Here is a 17864-nt window from a genome sequence, read left to right on the forward strand (position 1 = left end):
CGGATGAATGGCGTCTGAATGGGTGTTCGCCGCGCCCGACGGTAGACGCTGCGAGATGAATGCTACCGCCTACGACGCGACCACCGGCTCCGCCAGCACGCATCTGGCCGCCCGGCCCGGCGCGACCTCCACATTCGCAGGCAACTGCTCCAGGCAGCGCGGCTCGGCTAGCTTGCAGCGCGAGGCGAAAGAGCAATTGTGGGGTTTTTCCGCCAGCGACGGCGGCGTGCCGGGGATGGTTTCGAGCCGCTGCCCGCGCTTGGCGCCGTGGATGGTGGAGGCGAGCAGGCCCTTGGCGTAGGGATGCACCGGCGAGCGGACGATGTCACGCAGGCTCCCCTGCTCCACGATCTGGCCGGCATACATCACCGCGACGCGATCGCAGATCTCGATGGCCACGCCGATGTCGTGGGTGACGAAGATGACGGACATGCCGAACTCGCGCTGCAGCTCGCGCAGCAGCAAGAGTATCTGGATCTGCACGGTGGCATCGAGCGCAGTGGTCGGCTCGTCCGCGAGCAGAATCTTCGGCCGGCAGGCGAGCGCCAGCGCGATCATCGCGCGCTGGCGCATGCCGCCGGACATCTCATGCGGATAGGCATCCAGCCGCCGCTTGGCCGAGGGGATGCGCACGACCTCGAGCATTTCGAGCGCTCGCGCCCGCCCTTCCGCAAAGCTCTTGCCTTCATGGCGCACGACGCTTTCGGCGATCTGCGCGCCAATGGTGTAGACCGGATCGAGCGCGAGCGCGGGCTCCTGGAAGATCATCGAGACGGTCTGGCCGCGGAAGGACGAAAGCTCTTCGTCGTTCATGGCGAGCACGTCGCGGCCCATCACGTTGACCGTGCCCGCAATCTGCGTGCGCTTCTTCGGCAACAGCCGCATCAGCGCACGCAATGTCACGCTCTTGCCCGAGCCGGATTCGCCGAGCAGGCCCAGCACCTCACTGTTTCCGAGCGAGAGGCTGAGATCGTTCACGGCATAGACCGTGCGCTCCCCGGTGAAGCGGATGTTGAGGCGTGAGATCTCGACGAGTTTTGTCATGACGGAAGTTTCGGCAATCGATCGTGATAGTCGGTGACGCGCTGGAACGCGGCGCCGATGGTGAGCAAGGTGGCCTCATCGAACGAGCGGCCGATCAGCTGCATGCCGATCGGCAGGCCGCTTTTGCTGAAGCCGGACGGCACCGTGAGCGACGGCAGGCCGAGGAAGTTCACCGGGCGGGTGAACAACGTCAGCCGCTGCAACAGCGCCGGCGCGTTCGGGCCGCCGCCGACGTCGCTCTCCTCGATTGTCGGCGCCGGCACAGGGGATGCCGGCGCGATCACCGCGTCGACGGCCGCGGTGGCCGCGTTGTGGGCAGCAAGTGCTGGGCCGCGCCAGCGCATCGCCTCGAGATAAGTGATGGCGGGAACCGCGAGCCCGTTCTGAAGCCGCATCAGGACCTGCGCGCCGTAATCTTGCGGACGCTCGATCATCCAGCGCTTGTGGAACGCGGCGGCTTCGGCCGCGAGCACGAGCTGGCTCGCCGAGGACAGTTGCCGCTGGTCCGGCAGCTCGACCGTGACGATGTCGGCGCCCTCGCGTTTGAGCACGGCAATAGTGTCGTCCAGCACGCGCGCGACCTCGCTGTCGAGATCGTCGACATAGAAGGACGCGGGTACCCCTAATTTCAGACCCTTCAGAGAGCCCTTGGTCGCAGCCACGTAATCCGACAACGGCTCGTGGCTACAGGTCGAATCCAAGGGGTCCGCACCGGCGAGCAGGGCCAGCAGCAGCGCGCAATCCTCGGCGGTGCGGGCGAGCGGACCGACCGTGTCGAGCGATTGCGACAGCGGCATCGCACCGGCACGGCTGACGCGCCCGACGGTGGTCTTGAGGCCCGTGACGCCGCAGAAATGCGCGGGCATGCGGATCGAGCCGCCGGTGTCCGAGCCGAGCGCCGCATAAGTCAAACGCGCAGCAACCGCCGAACCGGAACCGGATGAGGACCCGCCGGTGATGTGGGCCACGTTCCAGGGATTGCGCACCGGGCCGTAATGGGCGTTGTGCCCGGTCGGGCCGTAGGCGAATTCGGCGAGGTGCAGCGTGCCCAGCCGGACCTGGCCCGCATCCTTCAGCCGCTGCAAGGCGGTGGAGGTCACGGTCGGAACGAAGTGGCGGCGGATCAGCGAGCCGCAGGTCGAAACCTTGCCGGCGTCGTAATACATGTCCTTGTGCGCGAGCGGCACGCCGTGCAGCGGACCACGAACGTTATTCTTGGCGAGCTCGGCGTCGGCGGCCTCGGCCGCCTTCAGCGCAGCTTCCGCCTCGATGGACATGAAGGCATTGAGATGCGGCTGCCATTGCGCGATGCGTTGCAGCAACGCGCGTGTGACCTCATGCGAGGAGACCTGCTTCATCGCGATCGCACGCGCGACCTCGGTGAGCGTCATCAAGGCAGGATCGGTGCTCATTTCGACACCTTCTGCGTCTGCGCGAGCAGATGCCCGGCGGGCTCGAGATCGAACGGCAGTGTGCCGGCAATGGCCGCAAAGCCCTCGAAGGCAGGCCCGATGGAGTTGGAGATGCGGGTTGCGATCTCGTCATCCACGGGAACGCCGGCGATCCGTGCGATCGGCTTGATCTCTTTCGGTGTCGGTCTCGTCATGCGGTCTTCTCCCTCGGCGCGCTGCTATGGCCTGAATCTGGGATCGCCATGTAGCACGCAGCCTCGTGGCCCATATTATCGAGCGCAGTGAGCTTTGGCGTCGCATTTGCGCAGAGCGGCTCCGCAAACGGACATCGGGTGTGGAAGCGGCAGCCCGAGGGCGGGTCGATCGGATTGGGCGGATCGCCCGTGATCGGCGGCGTCTCGGTGCGGCTATCAGGGTCGGAAGACGGCATCGCCGCCAGCAGCGCGCGCGTATAGGGATGCGCCGGCTGGTCCCAGACCTGGTCGACCGGGCCGAGCTCGACGACCTCCCCGAGATACATCACCAGCACACGGTCGCTGATGTAGCGAACGACATTGAGGTCGTGGCTGATGAACAGATAGGTCAGGCCGAACTCGCGTTTGAGATCGGCCAGCAGATTGAGCACCTGCGCCTCGACGGACTTGTCGAGCGCGGAGACGGCTTCGTCCAGGATCACCAGTCGCGGCGACAGCGCCAGGGCGCGCGCGATGTTGACGCGCTGGCGTTGGCCGCCGGAGATTTCGTGCGGATAACGGCTGGCGAAGTTTTCGGGGCGCAGGCCAACCTTACCGAGCAACTCGCGCGCCAGCGTGCGCGCTGCGTTATCGGCCGTGCCGTAGACCTTGGGGCCGAAGGCAATGGATTCCTCGATCGTCAGCCGCGGATTAAGTGAGGCGTAGGAATCCTGGAAAACCATCTGCATGCCGCGGCGAAGCTCGCGCAAGCTCAGCGACTGACCGACGATCATGCCATCATAGATGATGTCGCCGGTGTCGCGCGGCATCAGATGCATCAAGAGGCGCGCGGTGGTCGATTTGCCGCAGCCGGACTCCCCGACGATGCCGACGGTCTCGCCCTTAGCGACGGCGAAGGAGACGTTGTCGACGGCACGCACGGTGCGCTTGGTGGCGAACAGGCCGCCGCGCACGGGGAAGTGTTTTGTCAGGCCATTGACCTGAAGCAGCGGCTGCGCGACGCCGCCGCGGTCCTCGACCGGTTCAAGCATTTCGATTGGCTGATCCGTCGTCATTGCCGCACGCTCCCACCTCTCGCCATCGGGGAGAGGTCGCGCCGAAGGCGTAGGTGAGGGGGCGCGGCAAACTCGATAGAGCGGAGCCCCTCACCCGGATTGTGTCTGACGATACAACATAGCTGAACCTTCGCTTCGGGGTTCTTAAGAACGGCCCCAGAAGGCGGCCTATGTCTCTCCCTACGGGAGAGGTGTGGCACCATCAACGCCGCGAAAGTCTGCGTCTCTCTCATCATCGTTAGTTCCTGATGTCCATGGCGCTGCGCAGGCCGTCCGAGAGCAGATTGAAGCAAATCGAGACCGCGAAGATCATCGCGCCCGGGAGCGCTGCGACCCAGGGATTGACGTAGATCGCCGTGCGCAAGGTGTTCAACATCAGGCCCCATTCCGGCTCCGGCGGCTTGGTGCCGAGGCCGAGGAAGGACAGACCTGCCGCCAAGATCATCGAGACCGAGATCAGGCTGGTGGCATAGACGAAGATCGCGCCGAGCACATTGCCAAGGATGTGCACGCGCATGATGGTGAAGGCGCCGGCGCCGGACGCGCGTGCGGCCTCGACGAAATCCATGTTGCGCACGCCGGTGGTGACGCTTTCGGCGACGCGGGTGATCTGCGGCACGAACACGACGGTCAACGACACGATGGAATTGAGGATGCCCGCCCCCAGCGCGCCGGAGATGGCGATGGCGAGCAGCACGGAGGGGAAGGCATAGAACACGTCGACCGTGCGCATGATCGCGGTGTTGAGCCTGCCGCCGACATAGCCGGCGACGAGGCCGAGCGAGGTGCCGATGCAGAAGGCGAGGATCACGGGCAAAATGCCGATGACCAACGACAGCCGCCCGCCATAAATCAACCGCGCCAGCATGTCGCGCCCGAGCTCGTCGGTGCCGAGCGGATAGCCTGTCGTTCCGATGTGGCGGAGGCGGCGGATCATCGAGCCCTTGTAGGGATCTTCGAGACCCAGCCATGGCGCGAGGATCGCCGACAGGAAGATCAGCAGCAGCACCAGCGCGCAGGCCATGCTGACCTTGTCGCGCATGATGCGGCGGCCGACAGTCGCCCAATAGCCGCGCGCCTTGGTCGTGGGTGCGGCCTGAAGTGCGGCGTCACTGGTGGCGGACAACGGAAGCTCGCTCATCCCGCTAGCCCCGCTTGATGCGTGGGTCGATCGCGGCTTGCGCGATGTCGACCAGCAGATTGAGGAACACGAAAAACAGCGCCAGGATCAGGATCGTACCTTGCAGCAGCGGCAGATCGCGCTGGAAGATCGCGGAGTTGAGCAGGAAACCGGAGCCCGGCCAGGAGAACACGGTCTCGATCAGGATCGAGCCGCCCAGCATGTAGCCGAGCTGAAGCCCCATCACCGCGAGCGCGGTCGGCGCTGCATTCTTGATGACGTGGCGGAATACGCCGGTTTCACGCAGACCTTTGGCGCGCAATGCTTCGACAAAATCCTGGCTGAGAATGTCGCCGGTGAGCGCACGCACGGTGCGGGTGACGATGCCCATCGGGATCACCGAGGTCGTGATCGCAGGCAGCACGAGATATTTCAGGTGCGCCCAATCCCAGGCCCACGAGTTGGAGCCGTTGGGCCCGGCGCCGATCGCGGGCAGCCAATTCAACTGCACCGAGAAGATGATGACGAGCAGCATGCCGAGCCAGTAATGCGGCACCGAGACACCGGCGATCGCAAAGGAGGTCGCGACTTTGTCGATCCAGCTCTCGCGAAAATAGCCGGCGATCAAGCCGAGCAGGATGCCCATGGTGAAGCCGATGATGGCCGCGGCAATCGCTAGCGTGACGGTGTTGCCGACCGCGCGCATGACCTCGGCCAGCACGGGACGCCCGGTAGCGATGGAATTGCCGAGATCGCCGTGGAGCGCACGCAGCAGCCAAAGCCCGAACTGCACCGGTAACGGTCGGTCGAAGCCATAGGCGGCGCGCAGCTGCGCTGCGAGCTCCTGCGAGGCATCGGCTGGCAGCACGGCGACCAGGGGATCGCCAGGCGTGATGTGCACGAGCAGAAAGCACACCAGCGCCACGCTGATGACGATCGGGACGACATAGACGATGCGTCTGGCGATGTAGGCGAGCACGTTGAGTTCTTTCTTTCTTCTTCCCTTGCGGGAGAAGGTGGCGCGCGCAGCGCGCCGGATGAGGGGTTTTATCCGCGAGTACAATCATTCCGAATGCAAGAGAGGCTCCCGCGGAGAGAACCCCTCACCCGTCTCGCCGCTGCGCGGCGAGACACCCTCTCCCCAGAAGGGGAGAGGGTGCACCGAGCAAGTCGCGAGCACTACTGCGCGATCGACACCGGCGAGAAGTCGATGAACCAGCTCTTCGGCTGCACGACGCCTGTCACCTTCGGGCTCATGGCGCGCGGGCCGACGTCGTGGGCGACGTAGAGGAAGGCGGCGTCGTCGACGGAGGCTGCGTGCAGCTCGGCGAGCGCGGCGTCGCGCGCGGCAGGATCGAAGGTCTGGCGTGCCTTCTTCACCAGCTCGTCGAATTTGGGGTTGTTGATGAAGCCCCAATTGTTCGACACCGGCGGCGCCATGCCCGATTGCAGGAAGCGCACCAGCGCGAAGAACGGGTCCATCGCCGCATAGGTGACGTTGGTCGCGTTCGCGCCGTTGGCGCTAGCGTCCTTGGCGCCGCGGCGCCAGTTGGTGAACAGCGTGTTCCATTCGATGACGTCGAGCTGCACGTCGAAATAGCATTCGGCCAGCGCCTGCTGGAGATATTCGTTCATCGGCAGCGGCTGCATCTGGCCCGAGCCGGAGGCTGATGTCTGGGTCTTCACCGTCAGCTTCTTGTTCGGGCCGAAGCCGGCCTCCTGCATCAGCTTTTGCGCAGCCGCCTTGTCATACTTGATCTCGAAGCTCGGTTTGCCGCGCCAGGGATGGCCGGGCTCGAAGGTGCCAGTCGCCGGCACCATCAGGCCGGCAAGCAAGCCGTCCCTGAGGCCCTCGCGATCGACGCAGAGGTTCGCGGCCTTGCGCACGCGGATGTCGTTCCAGGGCGAGCCCTCGACGCGCGAGAACTGCCAGGGCCAGACATGCGGCTGCTCGTTGGCGTAGAGCTTGAAGCCGCGCTGCTTGAGCTCGGGCAGCGCATCCGGCGCCGGAGCCTCGACCCAATCGACCTGGCCGGAGAGCAGCGCGGCGGTGCGCGCATTGGCTTCGGGCATCGGCAACAGCACCATCTTGTCGATCTTCGGCACGCGCGCCTTGTCCCAATAGTTCGCGTTCTTGACCAGCTCGAGCCGCTCGCGCGGCGTGAAGCTCGCCATCTTCCACGGGCCGGTGCCCGAGGCGTCCCTGGCAAACGCCGTCCAGGCGGCTTGCGACTTCGCCTTGGCGTCAGGGCCTTCCGCCTTGTCGTAGAAGGCCTGCCACTTCGTCGGACTCGCCATGAACAGGTTGGTGAGGTTGATCGGCAGGAAGCTGTCGGGTTCCTTGGTGGTGAGTTCGACCGTCATGTCGTCGATCTTCTTCGCCGACGCCAGCGTCGGCATGCGCGAAGCCGTAACGCCGACCTGGCTGGCGTCGAATTGCGGCGCGTCCTGCTTCAAGACCTTCTCGACGTTCCACACCACGGCGTCCGCATTGAACGGCGAGCCGTCATGGAAGGTGACGCCGGGGCGCAGCTTGAACACCCACTTGGTCTTGTCGGCATCGTCGACTTTCCACTCGATGGCAAGGCCGGGGATTACCACGCTCGCCTTGTCGGCCGAGGACAGGTCCCAGCCGGTGAGCCCGTCATACATGGTAAGGCCGGTGAAGCGATTGCCTTCAAAACCCTGGTCAGGCTGGCCCAGGGTGCGCGGAATATCGGCGGCGGTCATGCCAATGCGCAGCACGGTTTCGGCACTGGCCATGCGCGGCCATGCGGCGGCGGTCGTTAGAGCGAGCACCGCGATCAATGCCGCGCGTGTGGTCTTCTTGATAAGCATCGCCTCAATCCTTTTCCGGCTTGGATGACTATTTTTGATGCAATCGTATGCAATGGCTATGCCAGAGAGAAACTTATTCTGCCATTTGTCACTGCGACGACAAGTCCTTGTGGGTCGCGCGAGGGTGAACGCGTGGCATTGCCTATTCTGGCATCAAGATTGCAAGTTCGGCCCCGACGTCTCCTGGGAGCTTTGGGCCAATGCGTATTCGATTGTCGACCTGTCTCGCCGTGCTTGCGCTAGCGTTGTCCGCGATGGCGGCGCGCGCCGAAACGGTGGTGCGCTATGGCATCTCGATGGCGGACATTCCGCTGACGACGGGTCAGCCCGATCGCGGCGCCGGTGCTTATCAGTTCACCGCCTACACGATCTACGATCCCTTGGTGGCCTGGGAGATGGACGTCGCCGACCGCCCCGGCAGGCTGGTGCCGGGGCTCGCCACCGAATGGAAGGTCGATGATACCGACAAGACCAAATGGCGCTTTACTTTGCGCAAAGGCGTGACGTTTCACGACGGCAGCGAGTTCAATGCCGATGCAGTAATCTGGAATCTGGACAAAGTGCTCAACGACAAGGCGCCGCAATTCGACAAGCGGCAGAGCGCGCAGGTGAAGACCCGCCTTCCCTCGGTCGCGAGCTACGCCAAAATCGACGACTTCGCGGTGGAGATCACCACCAAGACGATCGACTCCTTCTTTCCCTACCAGATGCTGTGGTTCCTGGTATCGAGCCCGGCGCAATACGAAAAGCTCGGAAAGGACTGGGACAGGTTCGCAAGCCAACCCTCCGGGACCGGTCCGTTCAAATTGACAAAACTGGTGCCGCGCGAGCTCGCCGAGCTCACCAAGAACTCGGACTATTGGAACAAGAAGCGCATTCCGAAGGCCGATAAGATCGTGCTGGTGCCGATGCCGGAGGCGCTGACGCGCACCAACGCTCTGCTTGCCGGCCAAGTAGATTTGATCGAGACGCCGGCGCCAGACGCCGTGCCGCAGCTGAAAGCGGCCGGCATGAAGCTCGTCGACAACGTCACGCCGCATGTCTGGAACTATCATCTGAGCGTGCTGCCGGGCTCGCCCTGGACCGACATCCGCCTGCGCAAAGCACTGAACCTCGCGATCGATCGCGAGGGGGTGGTCGCCCTGATGAACGGCTTGGCAAAACCTGCCAAGGGTCAGGTTGATCCCTCCAGCCCGTGGTTCGGCAAGCCGAGCTTCGAGCTGAGATATGATCTCGCCGCGGCCAAGAAGCTGGTCGAAGAGGCCGGCTACTCCAAGGCGAAGCCACTGAAGACCACCTTCATCGTTGCGCAGGGCGGCACCGGCCAGATGCTGTCGCTGCCGATGAATGAATTCCTGCAGCAGAGCTTCAAGGAGATCGGCATCGAGATCGACTTCAAGGTGGTCGAGCTCGAGACATTATATACACACTGGCGCAAAGGCGCGGCCGACGAGATGAACGCCGGCATTACCGCCAACAACATCGCCTATGTCACCTCCGACCCGCTCTACGCCATCGTCCGCTTCTTCCATTCCGGGCAGATCGCGCCGGTCGGCGTCAACTGGGGCGGCTACAAGAACCCTGAGGTCGATGCACTGATCGACGAGGCCAAGCAGACGTTCGATTCCGCCAAACAGGACGCTCTGCTGGCGCAGGCGCATGCGCTGATCGTGAACGATGCCACGCTGGTCTGGGTGGTCCACGACACCAATCCGCACGCGCTCTCGCCGAAGATCAAGCAGTTCGTGCAGGCGCAGCACTGGTTCCAGGATTTGACGACGATCGGGGTGGAGTGAGGCGCGACAAGCCCCGCTGTCGTAGGGTGGACAAAGCGAGCGTGCCCACCTCTTCAAGCGGACCCAAGGAGAGGTGCTGGGCACGGCGCTTCGCGCCCTTGCCCACCCTACGGGAGCGGTGACGCGAGCTACTACTTCGTCAGCAGCGCATAAGCCCCGGTCCACCCTTCCGGTGGCGGCGTGAGCTGGAAATCCCTGATCCGCGCTTCATAGAGCCTGAACAGCTTCTCCAGCGTGTCGGCGTCTTCGCTCTTGCGCCCGCGCTCGATCGCGTCCAGTGCGCCCTGCCAGTCGCGATTGCGATAGCAGCCGAGCATTTCGATGGTGATGTTGCGCAGGCGCTGGAAAGCGCCCGAATGCATCACGTCCTCACGGCCGGCGATGGCATAGATCACCTCCGGCTCGGTCTTGCCCTTGACCATGATGAAGTCGAGCTCGAGGATCGCGAACTTGTCCTTGGCCGCGAGCGCCGTCCTTGAGCCGACGATGATCGGGAAGCCGTATGCCTTGGTCTGCCCCTCAAGGCGCGAGGCGAGGTTCACGCTGTCGCCGAGCACGGAGTAGTTCTTCTTCAGATCGGAGCCCATGTTGCCGACCACGCCGATGCCGGTGTTGAGGCCGATTCCGACATTGAGCGGAATGTAGACGTGGCCGCCGTCGGCGGCTTCCTGCTCGCGCTCCTTGTTGACCGCGTCGATCTGCTCCAGCATCTGGATCGCGGCCTCGCAGGCGTTGACCTCGTGCTCGGCATCGTCGAGCGGCGCGTTCCAGAACGCCATGATGGCGTCGCCCATGTATTTGTCGATGTAGCCCTTGCGCTCGATGATGACGTCGGTCAGCGGCGTCAGAAAACGGTTCATCAGCGCGATCAGCCCCTGCGGGTCGTGCTTGTAGCTCTCCGAGATGGTGGTGAAGCCGCGCACGTCGGAGAACATGATCGTCATCTCGCGCTCCTCGCCGCCGAGCACGAGCTTCTCCGGCGACTGTACGAGTTGCTCGACCAGAACCGGCGACATGTATTGCGCGAATTGTCCGCGGATCTGCACGCGCTGCCGCTGCTCGCGCACGAAACTGGCAAAAATCAGCGTCAGATAGATCGCCGTGGTCGACAGCAGGGGATAGGTAAAATCGATGAGGTAGCGGTACTTCGCGTAGAAGAACCAGGACACGCCGACCAGAATGGCGGCGAAGGTCGCGCCCACGAGCACCAGGCGCACCGGTCCGAGATTCGGCGCGAAGATGATGACCAGGAGGCCGATGATTAGCGCCGCTATCAGCTCAACCCCGAGCGCATAGTTCGGCTGGGAGACCACGGCGCCGCTCAGCACGCTCTCGAGCACCTGGGCATGGATCTCGACCCCCGGCATGGTCGAGGACACCGGCGTGGTCTTGATGTCGTTGAGCCCGACCGCGGAAGTGCCGACCAGCACCAGCTTGCCGGCGAGCTTGGCGGGCGGCGCGGTGTTGTCGAGCACGTCGGCCGCCGAGACGTAGATCGAGGGATCCTGCCGCGCATAATGTACCCAGAGCTGACCGTTCTTGTCGGTCGGGATCTCGAGGCCCTTGAGGCGCACGGCCCTGATGCCGGTCTTGTCGGTCCGGATCAGCAGCGTCGGCGTGCCCGTGGCGACGCGCAGAATCTCAAGGCTGAGCGAAGGCATGATGTTGCCCTGGGCGCGCATCACCATCGGCACGCGGCGGATCAGGCCGTCTCGCTCGGTCTTGATCGTGAACAGGCCGCGGCCGGCGGCGATCTTTTCGATGGCCGGCACGTTGCGCAAGAGGCCGGGGAATTCGAACAGGAAGCGCTCGGCGCCCTCTTCGCCGACCGTGGCGACGCCGGTGAAGGGCAGGGACTTGTCGAGTTCGGAGGAGATCGCCGGCTGCCCGGTCTCGCCCAGCACGACGCGGGAGCCCTTGATCGCCTCAGCGAGGATCTGGTCGTTGGTCGGCAGCTCGCGAAGCTTGGCACGGGTGGCGTCGTCGAGATAGCGCATCTGGTTCGCGACCAGATCCGGATTGAGCCGATCGGCCTCCGAGAACACCACGTCGAAGCCGATCGCCACCGCGCCATTACTGGTGAGGTTCTGGATCAAATCGGCAATTCGCGTGCGCGGCCACGGCCATTGCCCGAGCTTGGCGAGGCTCTTGTCGTCGATGTCGACGATGGTAACAGGCCGCGCCGTCTTGTGGCGCGGATCGATCAGCTGGAACATATCGAACGTGCGCAGCCGCAATTCCTCAATCGGCGGCGGATCCCAGAGACGAGCGCCGGCAAACAGGACCAGCAGCGCGAGGCACATCAGCCGCGCAAAGCCGAACTTGCGCGCAAACCACCGCCGCAGGATTTTTAGACGTTTCATGCCGGTCGGGCTTCCTGTCCCGCCTCCTGCCGTGCGCACTGATCATGAAGCGTCCGCGCGCGATTTACTATGCCCTGGCGGCCGAGGATCATGGATTTTTTGACGCGGCCAGGCCGCGAGCCGGCTGGCGGGAGCTCCCGGGCGGCGATCAGGTCATGTGGAAGATGAAATCGCCGGCCTTGAGATTTGCCGCGATCACGTTCTTCAGCAGCAGCGACTCGTTCTCCGTGACCGGCGCGCCCTCAGGCTGCGTGAACTGCTGATGCCAGTTGACCAGCGAGTCGCCGGAGCCCTGCTGCTGGACGATAGTGAGATTGCCGACGGAGTTGACGTCCGAGAACTGCCGCAGGTCGATCTTGTCCAGCCCGCTCGTGAAATCGATGATGGTGTGCGTGAAATCCGTATTGGAGTTTTCGGGGCCATAACCAATCGAACCCGGCGAGAACACGAACTGATCCTTGCCGGCCCCTCCGATCAGCGTGTCGCCGGTGTCGGTCGCGAAGATGACGTCCTTGCCGCCGGTGCCCTCCAGGGTGATGCCCTGGCTGGTATCCCCCGCCTCGTTGAAGATGAACTGGACGGTATCGAACAGGCCGGTGGTTTTGTCCTTCAGCGTCAGCGTGATCTGATCGTTGTCCGGCGGCGTTTGGCCCGGATCATCAATGACCCCATCCGCGAGGGCCAAGTTGATGTCATCGAGAGAGCCGCACGCCGCCCCCGGGGCGACACTGCTGTCCGGATCATGTGCAGTTACGGTCGTGATCTGGAACTCATCCGTCGCAGCGTCGGCATCGGTGTCGATGAACGAGAGACCGGTGATGAAGTCGGTGTTGCTCTCGTCGTCGTGCCAAACGTAGAAGCTCGTGGTGTCGATGACCGGGCCGCTGGCGTCGTCGGCGCCGGTCACGTCTACCGTGAGCGTTGCCGTGCCGGTGGCACCATGCGCGTCCGTGGTCTGGACCATGAAAATATCCGCATAGGACCCGTCCGACAGCGCGTTGATGGCCCCTGCATTGGGAACGTAGCTGTAGCTGCCGTCCGGGTTGACCGTGAGCGAACCGTACAGTCCCGCAACCGTCGTCGTGGCATGGTGATCCGCGTTCAGGACGGCAAAGGTCAGCGTCGCCGTCTCGCCGCTATCGGAGTCGGTGCCGGCCAGTTGCCCGGTGAGGTTGGAGAAGGTGTCGTCCTCGGCGGTGTCCGTGAGCGGGCCGATGTGAAGATCGGACAGCGTCGGCGCATCGTTGCTGCCGGCAATGTTGACAGTGACGATTGCGCCTGTGCCAGCGCCCTCGGCATCCGACGGAACGATCGTGTATTGCAGCGACAGCGTCTGGCCGGCGGCGAGAAAGTTGAAGGCCTGGCTGCCCGAATTAAAACACCAGGAGAACTGGGCATAGGTGGCCGTGCCATCGAGGATGTCGCCGGACGGCACGGTGAGATAGTTCAAAAGATCTGCATGCGACAGCCCGCCGACGCAGCCGGTTTGCGGCACGCCATCGAGAGAGACCTGCACCTGGCTGACCGACACCGTGACGTGGTCGCTCGCGTCGACCTCGGAGACCGTCAGCACGCCATGCGAGAGCTGGCCGGCATTGGTTTCCATCAGACCGGCAACGGCGCCGCCCGGCCCGGAGGTCCCGCTGGCCCAGTCCGCAGTACCCTCGATCGCGAGGCTGTGGGCGGAGTTGACCGTATTGGCGGCCGTGGTCCCGTTGCCGTCGCCGAGCTGATAATACGCGGCAAGATTCGCCTCGTTGCCGGTGAGGCCGGTGAAATCGATCGACTGGATCTGCGTCTGCGTGAGCGCGGTGGTCCAGACGCTGACATCGGCGATCGAGCCGGTGAAGCCCTCCCCCTTATAGCCGGGCCCGCATTCATGACTAGCCGCACCGATCATCATGTAGGACGCCGACGGATTCGACGGGCTGCCGTCGATCGGATTGAACGCCCATGACTGCGAATATTCGAGCTTTCCGTCCAGATAGAGCGTGAAGGTGCCGTTGTCGCGGGTCAGCGCGATGTTGTGCCACTGCGACGCCGTGAGCGCCACGCCGGTATCTTCGATATCGACGCCGCCTGCGAGAATCTGCAGCTCCAGGGTACCATCGTCGTTGACCGTACCGAGGAGACCGAAACCGGTGGTCGAGGTGTTACCGTTGTAGAACAGGATCTGGCCGTCGCCGGGATCGGCGGCCCCGCTCCAATTCACCCAACCGTCCAGCGTGACGTCATCAGTGGCGACCGTCGGCACGTCGCCAACCGCGATCGTCTCGCCGTCGAAATTCATGTAGTCCGACGTCACATAGGAAACGGCCGGCGCATCGTTGGTGCCGGTAATCGTGACGGTGACGTCCTGGCTGACGGTGCCGCCGTGATGATCGTCGAACGTGACGGTGTAGACCTGGGTGACGGTCTGTCCCTCCGCCAGCGACTGCAGCACGGGATCGCTGTTGTCCAAGGTGAAGTGCCAGCCCAGCGTCGCAGCGTTGCTGGCGTCGCTACCGGATTCAGCCACCGACGAATCGATCGAGAAAGTGCCGATATGCGAACCGGTCCCGAAGCCCGCCAGAGCCGAGCTGACGGACGACGATTTGAACGACCACTGTGCCGTATGGGTGTCGATCAGGTCGACGTCCTGGATTGCCAGCGTGCCGCATGCCGACAGCGACGAGCCCTCATCCTCGGTGACCGCGCCCGTTGCCGCGGCGGCATCGCTGGTGATTGTCGGTGCGTCATTGCCGCCGTTGATCGTGACGGTCACGTCCTGCGAGACTTGCGCGCCGTGATCGTCGGTGAAGGTGACGGTGTAGACCTGGGTGATGGTCTGGCCCTGCGCCAGCGACTGGAGCACCGCATCGTTGTTGTCGAGGCTGAAGTGCCAGCCCAGCGTCGCGCCATTATCGGTGTCGGTGTTGAACTCCGCGAGCGCGGAATCGATCGTGAAGGTCCCGAGTGGCGTACCGTCGTCGAAGCCCGGCAGATGAACGCTCGACGTCGACGACTTCAACACGGTCTGCGCGGTGTGAACGTCGATCAGGTCGAGATCCTGGATCGCGAGCGTGCCGTCGATCGACAGCGTCGCGCAAGTATCCTCGGTCACAGCTCCGGCGGCGTCCGCGGCACTGCTGGTCATCGTCGGCGCGTCATTGGTGCCGGTGATGGTGACCGTAACGTCCTGAGAAACCTGTGCACCGTGATCGTCGGTGAAAGTGACGGTATAGACTTGAGTGATGGTCTGCCCTTTGGCCAGCGACTGGAGCACCGGGTCGTTGTCGTTGAGCACGAAATGCCAGCCCAGCGTGGCACCGTTATCGGTGTCGCTGCTGGATTCGGCCACCGACGGATCGATCGTGAAGGTCCCGAGAGGCGTGTTGTCGTCGAAGCCTGGCAATTGCGCGCTCGACGTCGACGACCTGAACACCGCCGTCGCGGTGTGAGTGTCGATCAGATCGAGATCTTTGATCGCCAGCGTGCCGCAGGTTGACAGCGTCGTGCTGGCATCCTCGGTGACGCTCCCCCTTGCCGCGTCGGCATCGCTCGTAACGGTCGGCGCATCGTTGGTCCCGGTAATGGTCACCGTGACGTCCTGGGTGACCGTCCCGCCGTGATGATCGTCGACCGTAACGGTGTAGACCTGCTTGATGGTCTGGCCTTCGGCCAGCGACTGGAGCACCGGATCGTTATCGTGGAGCGTAAAGGTCCAGCCCACGGACCCTCGCGTGCTGACGCCGGGACTTTCGCTCACCGCCGCAAGCGCGAAAGTGCCGATATGCGAGGTGCCGTCGCTGAAGCCGGGTAAATGCGAGCTCGACGTCGTCGACTTCAGCGCGAAACTCGCGGTGTGCGTGTCCGTGAGATCGGGGTCGTTGAAGGTAATCGTGCCGCTCGCCGCGAGCGTCCCCGCCGTGTCCTCGATCACCGCGCCGGTTGGGATCGTGGAGTCTTCGACGATCGTCGGCAGGTCGTTTGTGCCCTCGACATTGACGTCCGCACCGTTGATGGACACGGTGATCGGCGTGCTGACCACACCGCCGTGCCCGTCATCGACCTGCACCACGTAGTTGAGGATCAGCTTTTCGCCTTCGGCGAGGAAATCGAAGAGATGGTCGGGAGCGCTGTAGGTCCAGGTGGCCGAACCGTTGTTACTGTTTCCCGCGCCCTGCACCACGGTCAGCGGCACCTCGACGGCGGCGATCGCGGCGCGCTGCTCCGCCGTCAGCGTCGCGCTGATATCGTTGCCTTCGGCATCGAGATATTTGAACGGCTGGGTCGACGAGAGCGCCGCGCTCACGATCGGCCGGTCCGTCAGATCGACGTCGGTGAAGCTGACCGTGCCCGTGATGGTGTCCAGAGCCTGGTTGCCGGTCCCGACCTTCTCGATGACGGTGCCACCCGATGTCGCCACGGTGGGCTTGTCGTTCGTTCCCGTGATCGTGATGGTGATCGGGATGAACTTGGACTCCGGGCTCACTGCGAAATTGGTATCGACGCGAACCATGTAGGTCAGCGTCAGCGTTTCACCGGCCGCGAGGAAGTCGAAGACGTTGTCGGGGATCGTGTAGGTCCAGACCGCCGAGCCGTTGTTGGTGTTGCCGCCATCGGCGGCGACACTGATCTGGATCTGCGTCGCCGCGATGTCCTGCTTCTGGAGCGCGGTGAGCGAGCCGGTGACGTCCTGCTGGCCGGCGTTCTTGTAGACGTAGTTCGGCGCCTCGGCGAGGCTCACCGACACCGACGGCCGGTCGCCAAGGTTTTGGTCGACGAAGGTGATCCGGCCTGAGACAGTGTCGGCATGCGTTGTGTCGCCCGTGGCGTCCGCGCGCTCGGTGAGCGCGAACGCGGTCTTCACATTGCCGCTGGAATCGAGGCTTTGCACCAGCGGCTGGCCGGGAACACGGGTGGCCGTGGGCGTAGAGTTGCTAGGGGCTTCCTGTCCCTGCGGATTGAAGTTCGTGAAGACCGCGGTCACGATGTAGCCGGCCGGGGTCTTGATCAAGATCCCGTCGCTGGTCTGCGTGATCGTGTCGGTGAAGTTCGTGGTCAGCTTAGTGTTGCTGTTGTTATCGGTGAACTTCAGCGTGAACACGTCCGTGATCAGCTTCTGCACGTCCGGCGACATCAGCGCATTGGTGATCGAGATGTTGCCGCCGCTGATCTGGATCATCTGGCCGGCCTGGTTGACCGTCGCGATCGGCAGCAGCGTGATCTTGTCGAACAGAATGTACGAGCCCGTGGTGCCGTTCGGCTCGACCAGCACCTGGAAGCTCGCCTGCGGCTGCGGATCGCCGCCACCGGCAGGGACGACGAAGTTGATCTGGGTCAGCACCGCAGTGCCGCGGATGCCCATGGTGGCGACCGGCGTGTCGACCTTCATGTCACCGTGCTTAGCGGTCTCGCCGGCGACGAAGGTGATGGTGCCCGCGACCAGGCTCAGCAGCGAGGAATTGCTCGACCCGTTGGGGTCGTAGACCATCTCGTTCAGCACCATCCGCGCATTGGAGGACAGGCCGAACACGGTGCCGTCGATGAAGGTGATGCCGAGTGTCGAATCGGCGCCGGTCGAGACCACGTCGCCCTTCTCGACATTGTCGCCATTGTTCAGGATGACCGACACGCCGTTACGGATCGCGGACGCGCTGCCGGAGAGTTTTGTGACGTGACCGATGACCTGGGCCGCTGCGGTGCCGGGCGCAGCCTGCGCATATTGTACATGGCCCGTGAGGGTATTGACGATGTCGCCGGTGAGATGGGCGCCGTCCGGCGAGGCGATCGCTGCCCGCTTGTCGCCCCTGAAATAATCGTGAACGACGAACTCGCGACCCTCATGGGACAGCACGAGGTCGAGACCTGCGCGCTTGAACTCGCCGTTGAAGATCAGGCTAGGGTCAGGAACAACGAACGCGCCATCGGGCACATTGCCATGTGCCTTTGCGACAAAGGGCTTGGCAGAGAAATCGACATGGACATCGGCGGGTAAACGGGAACCCGGGCCGTCCAAAGAGATCGTGGCGTCAAATTTGCCAGCGTAATTCAACCGGG

Annotated in this window: 10 protein-coding genes; 1 reads left to right on the forward strand and 9 read right to left on the reverse strand. The window is 63.8% G+C overall.

The genetic code is table 11. From position 1 onward, the window contains the following. Nucleotides 1-69 precede the first annotated feature (69 nt). The 7 genes from IVA78_RS12060 to IVA78_RS12090 form a co-directional block, all read right to left on the reverse strand. Complete coding sequence (locus IVA78_RS12060) at nt 70-1044, reverse strand: ABC transporter ATP-binding protein (protein ID WP_247281696.1); 975 nt, start codon at nt 1042-1044, stop codon at nt 70-72. Next, nucleotides 1041-2456, reverse strand: coding sequence for an amidase (locus tag IVA78_RS12065; RefSeq protein WP_247465410.1), 1416 nt, complete (start codon nt 2454-2456; stop codon nt 1041-1043). Before IVA78_RS12065 ends, IVA78_RS12060 begins: the two co-directional genes overlap by 4 nt. Further along, nucleotides 2453-2650, reverse strand: coding sequence for a hypothetical protein (locus IVA78_RS12070; RefSeq protein WP_247465413.1), 198 nt, complete (start codon nt 2648-2650; stop codon nt 2453-2455). Before IVA78_RS12070 ends, IVA78_RS12065 begins: the two co-directional genes overlap by 4 nt. Then, on the reverse strand, nt 2647-3705 hold the full coding sequence (locus IVA78_RS12075; protein WP_247465415.1) for an oligopeptide/dipeptide ABC transporter ATP-binding protein: 1059 nt from the start codon (nt 3703-3705) through the stop codon (nt 2647-2649). The genes IVA78_RS12070 and IVA78_RS12075 overlap by 4 nt, the downstream gene beginning before the upstream one ends. Nucleotides 3706-3943: 238 nt before the next feature. Further along, nucleotides 3944-4846: an ABC transporter permease gene (locus IVA78_RS12080; RefSeq protein WP_247465417.1), complete on the reverse strand. Its 903-nt coding sequence runs from the start codon at nt 4844-4846 to the stop codon at nt 3944-3946. 4 nt (nt 4847-4850) lie between these two features. Beyond that, the gene (locus IVA78_RS12085; protein ID WP_247421641.1) at nt 4851-5804 is read right to left on the reverse strand and encodes an ABC transporter permease; all 954 of its coding nucleotides are present in this window, start codon (nt 5802-5804) and stop codon (nt 4851-4853) included. Between the two features lie 200 nt (nt 5805-6004). Next, nucleotides 6005-7663, reverse strand: coding sequence for an ABC transporter substrate-binding protein (locus tag IVA78_RS12090; RefSeq protein ID WP_247421643.1), 1659 nt, complete (start codon nt 7661-7663; stop codon nt 6005-6007). A 200-nt stretch (nt 7664-7863) separates the two neighbouring features. On the opposite strand from IVA78_RS12090, the gene IVA78_RS12095 reads away from it, so the two are divergent. Then, a complete protein-coding gene (locus IVA78_RS12095) occupies nt 7864-9459 on the forward strand; it encodes an ABC transporter substrate-binding protein (protein WP_247465420.1) in 1596 nt (531 codons plus the stop codon). A 131-nt stretch (nt 9460-9590) separates the two neighbouring features. Here the strand turns inward: IVA78_RS12095 and IVA78_RS12100 are convergent, their stop codons facing one another. Next, entirely contained in the window at nt 9591-11822 is a 2232-nt protein-coding gene (locus IVA78_RS12100) for an adenylate/guanylate cyclase domain-containing protein (protein ID WP_247421647.1), read from the reverse strand. A 148-nt stretch (nt 11823-11970) separates the two neighbouring features. Continuing rightward, complete coding sequence (locus IVA78_RS12105; RefSeq protein ID WP_247465423.1) at nt 11971-17739, reverse strand: VCBS domain-containing protein; 5769 nt, start codon at nt 17737-17739, stop codon at nt 11971-11973. Between the last annotated feature and the right edge of the window lie 125 nt (nt 17740-17864).

Source organism: Bradyrhizobium sp. 137 (assembly GCF_023074095.1).
Classification (GTDB): Bacteria; Pseudomonadota; Alphaproteobacteria; order Rhizobiales; family Xanthobacteraceae; genus Bradyrhizobium.

Coding starts and splice junctions, on each gene's coding strand:
- IVA78_RS12060 (WP_247281696.1), bottom strand. CDS start 1,044: ATGACAAAACTCGTCGAGATCTCACGCCTCAACATCCGCTTCACCGGG.
- IVA78_RS12065 (WP_247465410.1), bottom strand. CDS start 2,456: ATGAGCACCGATCCTGCCTTGATGACGCTCACCGAGGTCGCGCGTGCG.
- IVA78_RS12070 (WP_247465413.1), bottom strand. CDS start 2,650: ATGACGAGACCGACACCGAAAGAGATCAAGCCGATCGCACGGATCGCC.
- IVA78_RS12075 (WP_247465415.1), bottom strand. CDS start 3,705: ATGACGACGGATCAGCCAATCGAAATGCTTGAACCGGTCGAGGACCGC.
- IVA78_RS12080 (WP_247465417.1), bottom strand. CDS start 4,846: ATGAGCGAGCTTCCGTTGTCCGCCACCAGTGACGCCGCACTTCAGGCC.
- IVA78_RS12090 (WP_247421643.1), bottom strand. CDS start 7,663: ATGCTTATCAAGAAGACCACACGCGCGGCATTGATCGCGGTGCTCGCT.
- IVA78_RS12095 (WP_247465420.1), top strand. CDS start 7,864: ATGCGTATTCGATTGTCGACCTGTCTCGCCGTGCTTGCGCTAGCGTTG.
- IVA78_RS12100 (WP_247421647.1), bottom strand. CDS start 11,822: ATGAAACGTCTAAAAATCCTGCGGCGGTGGTTTGCGCGCAAGTTCGGC.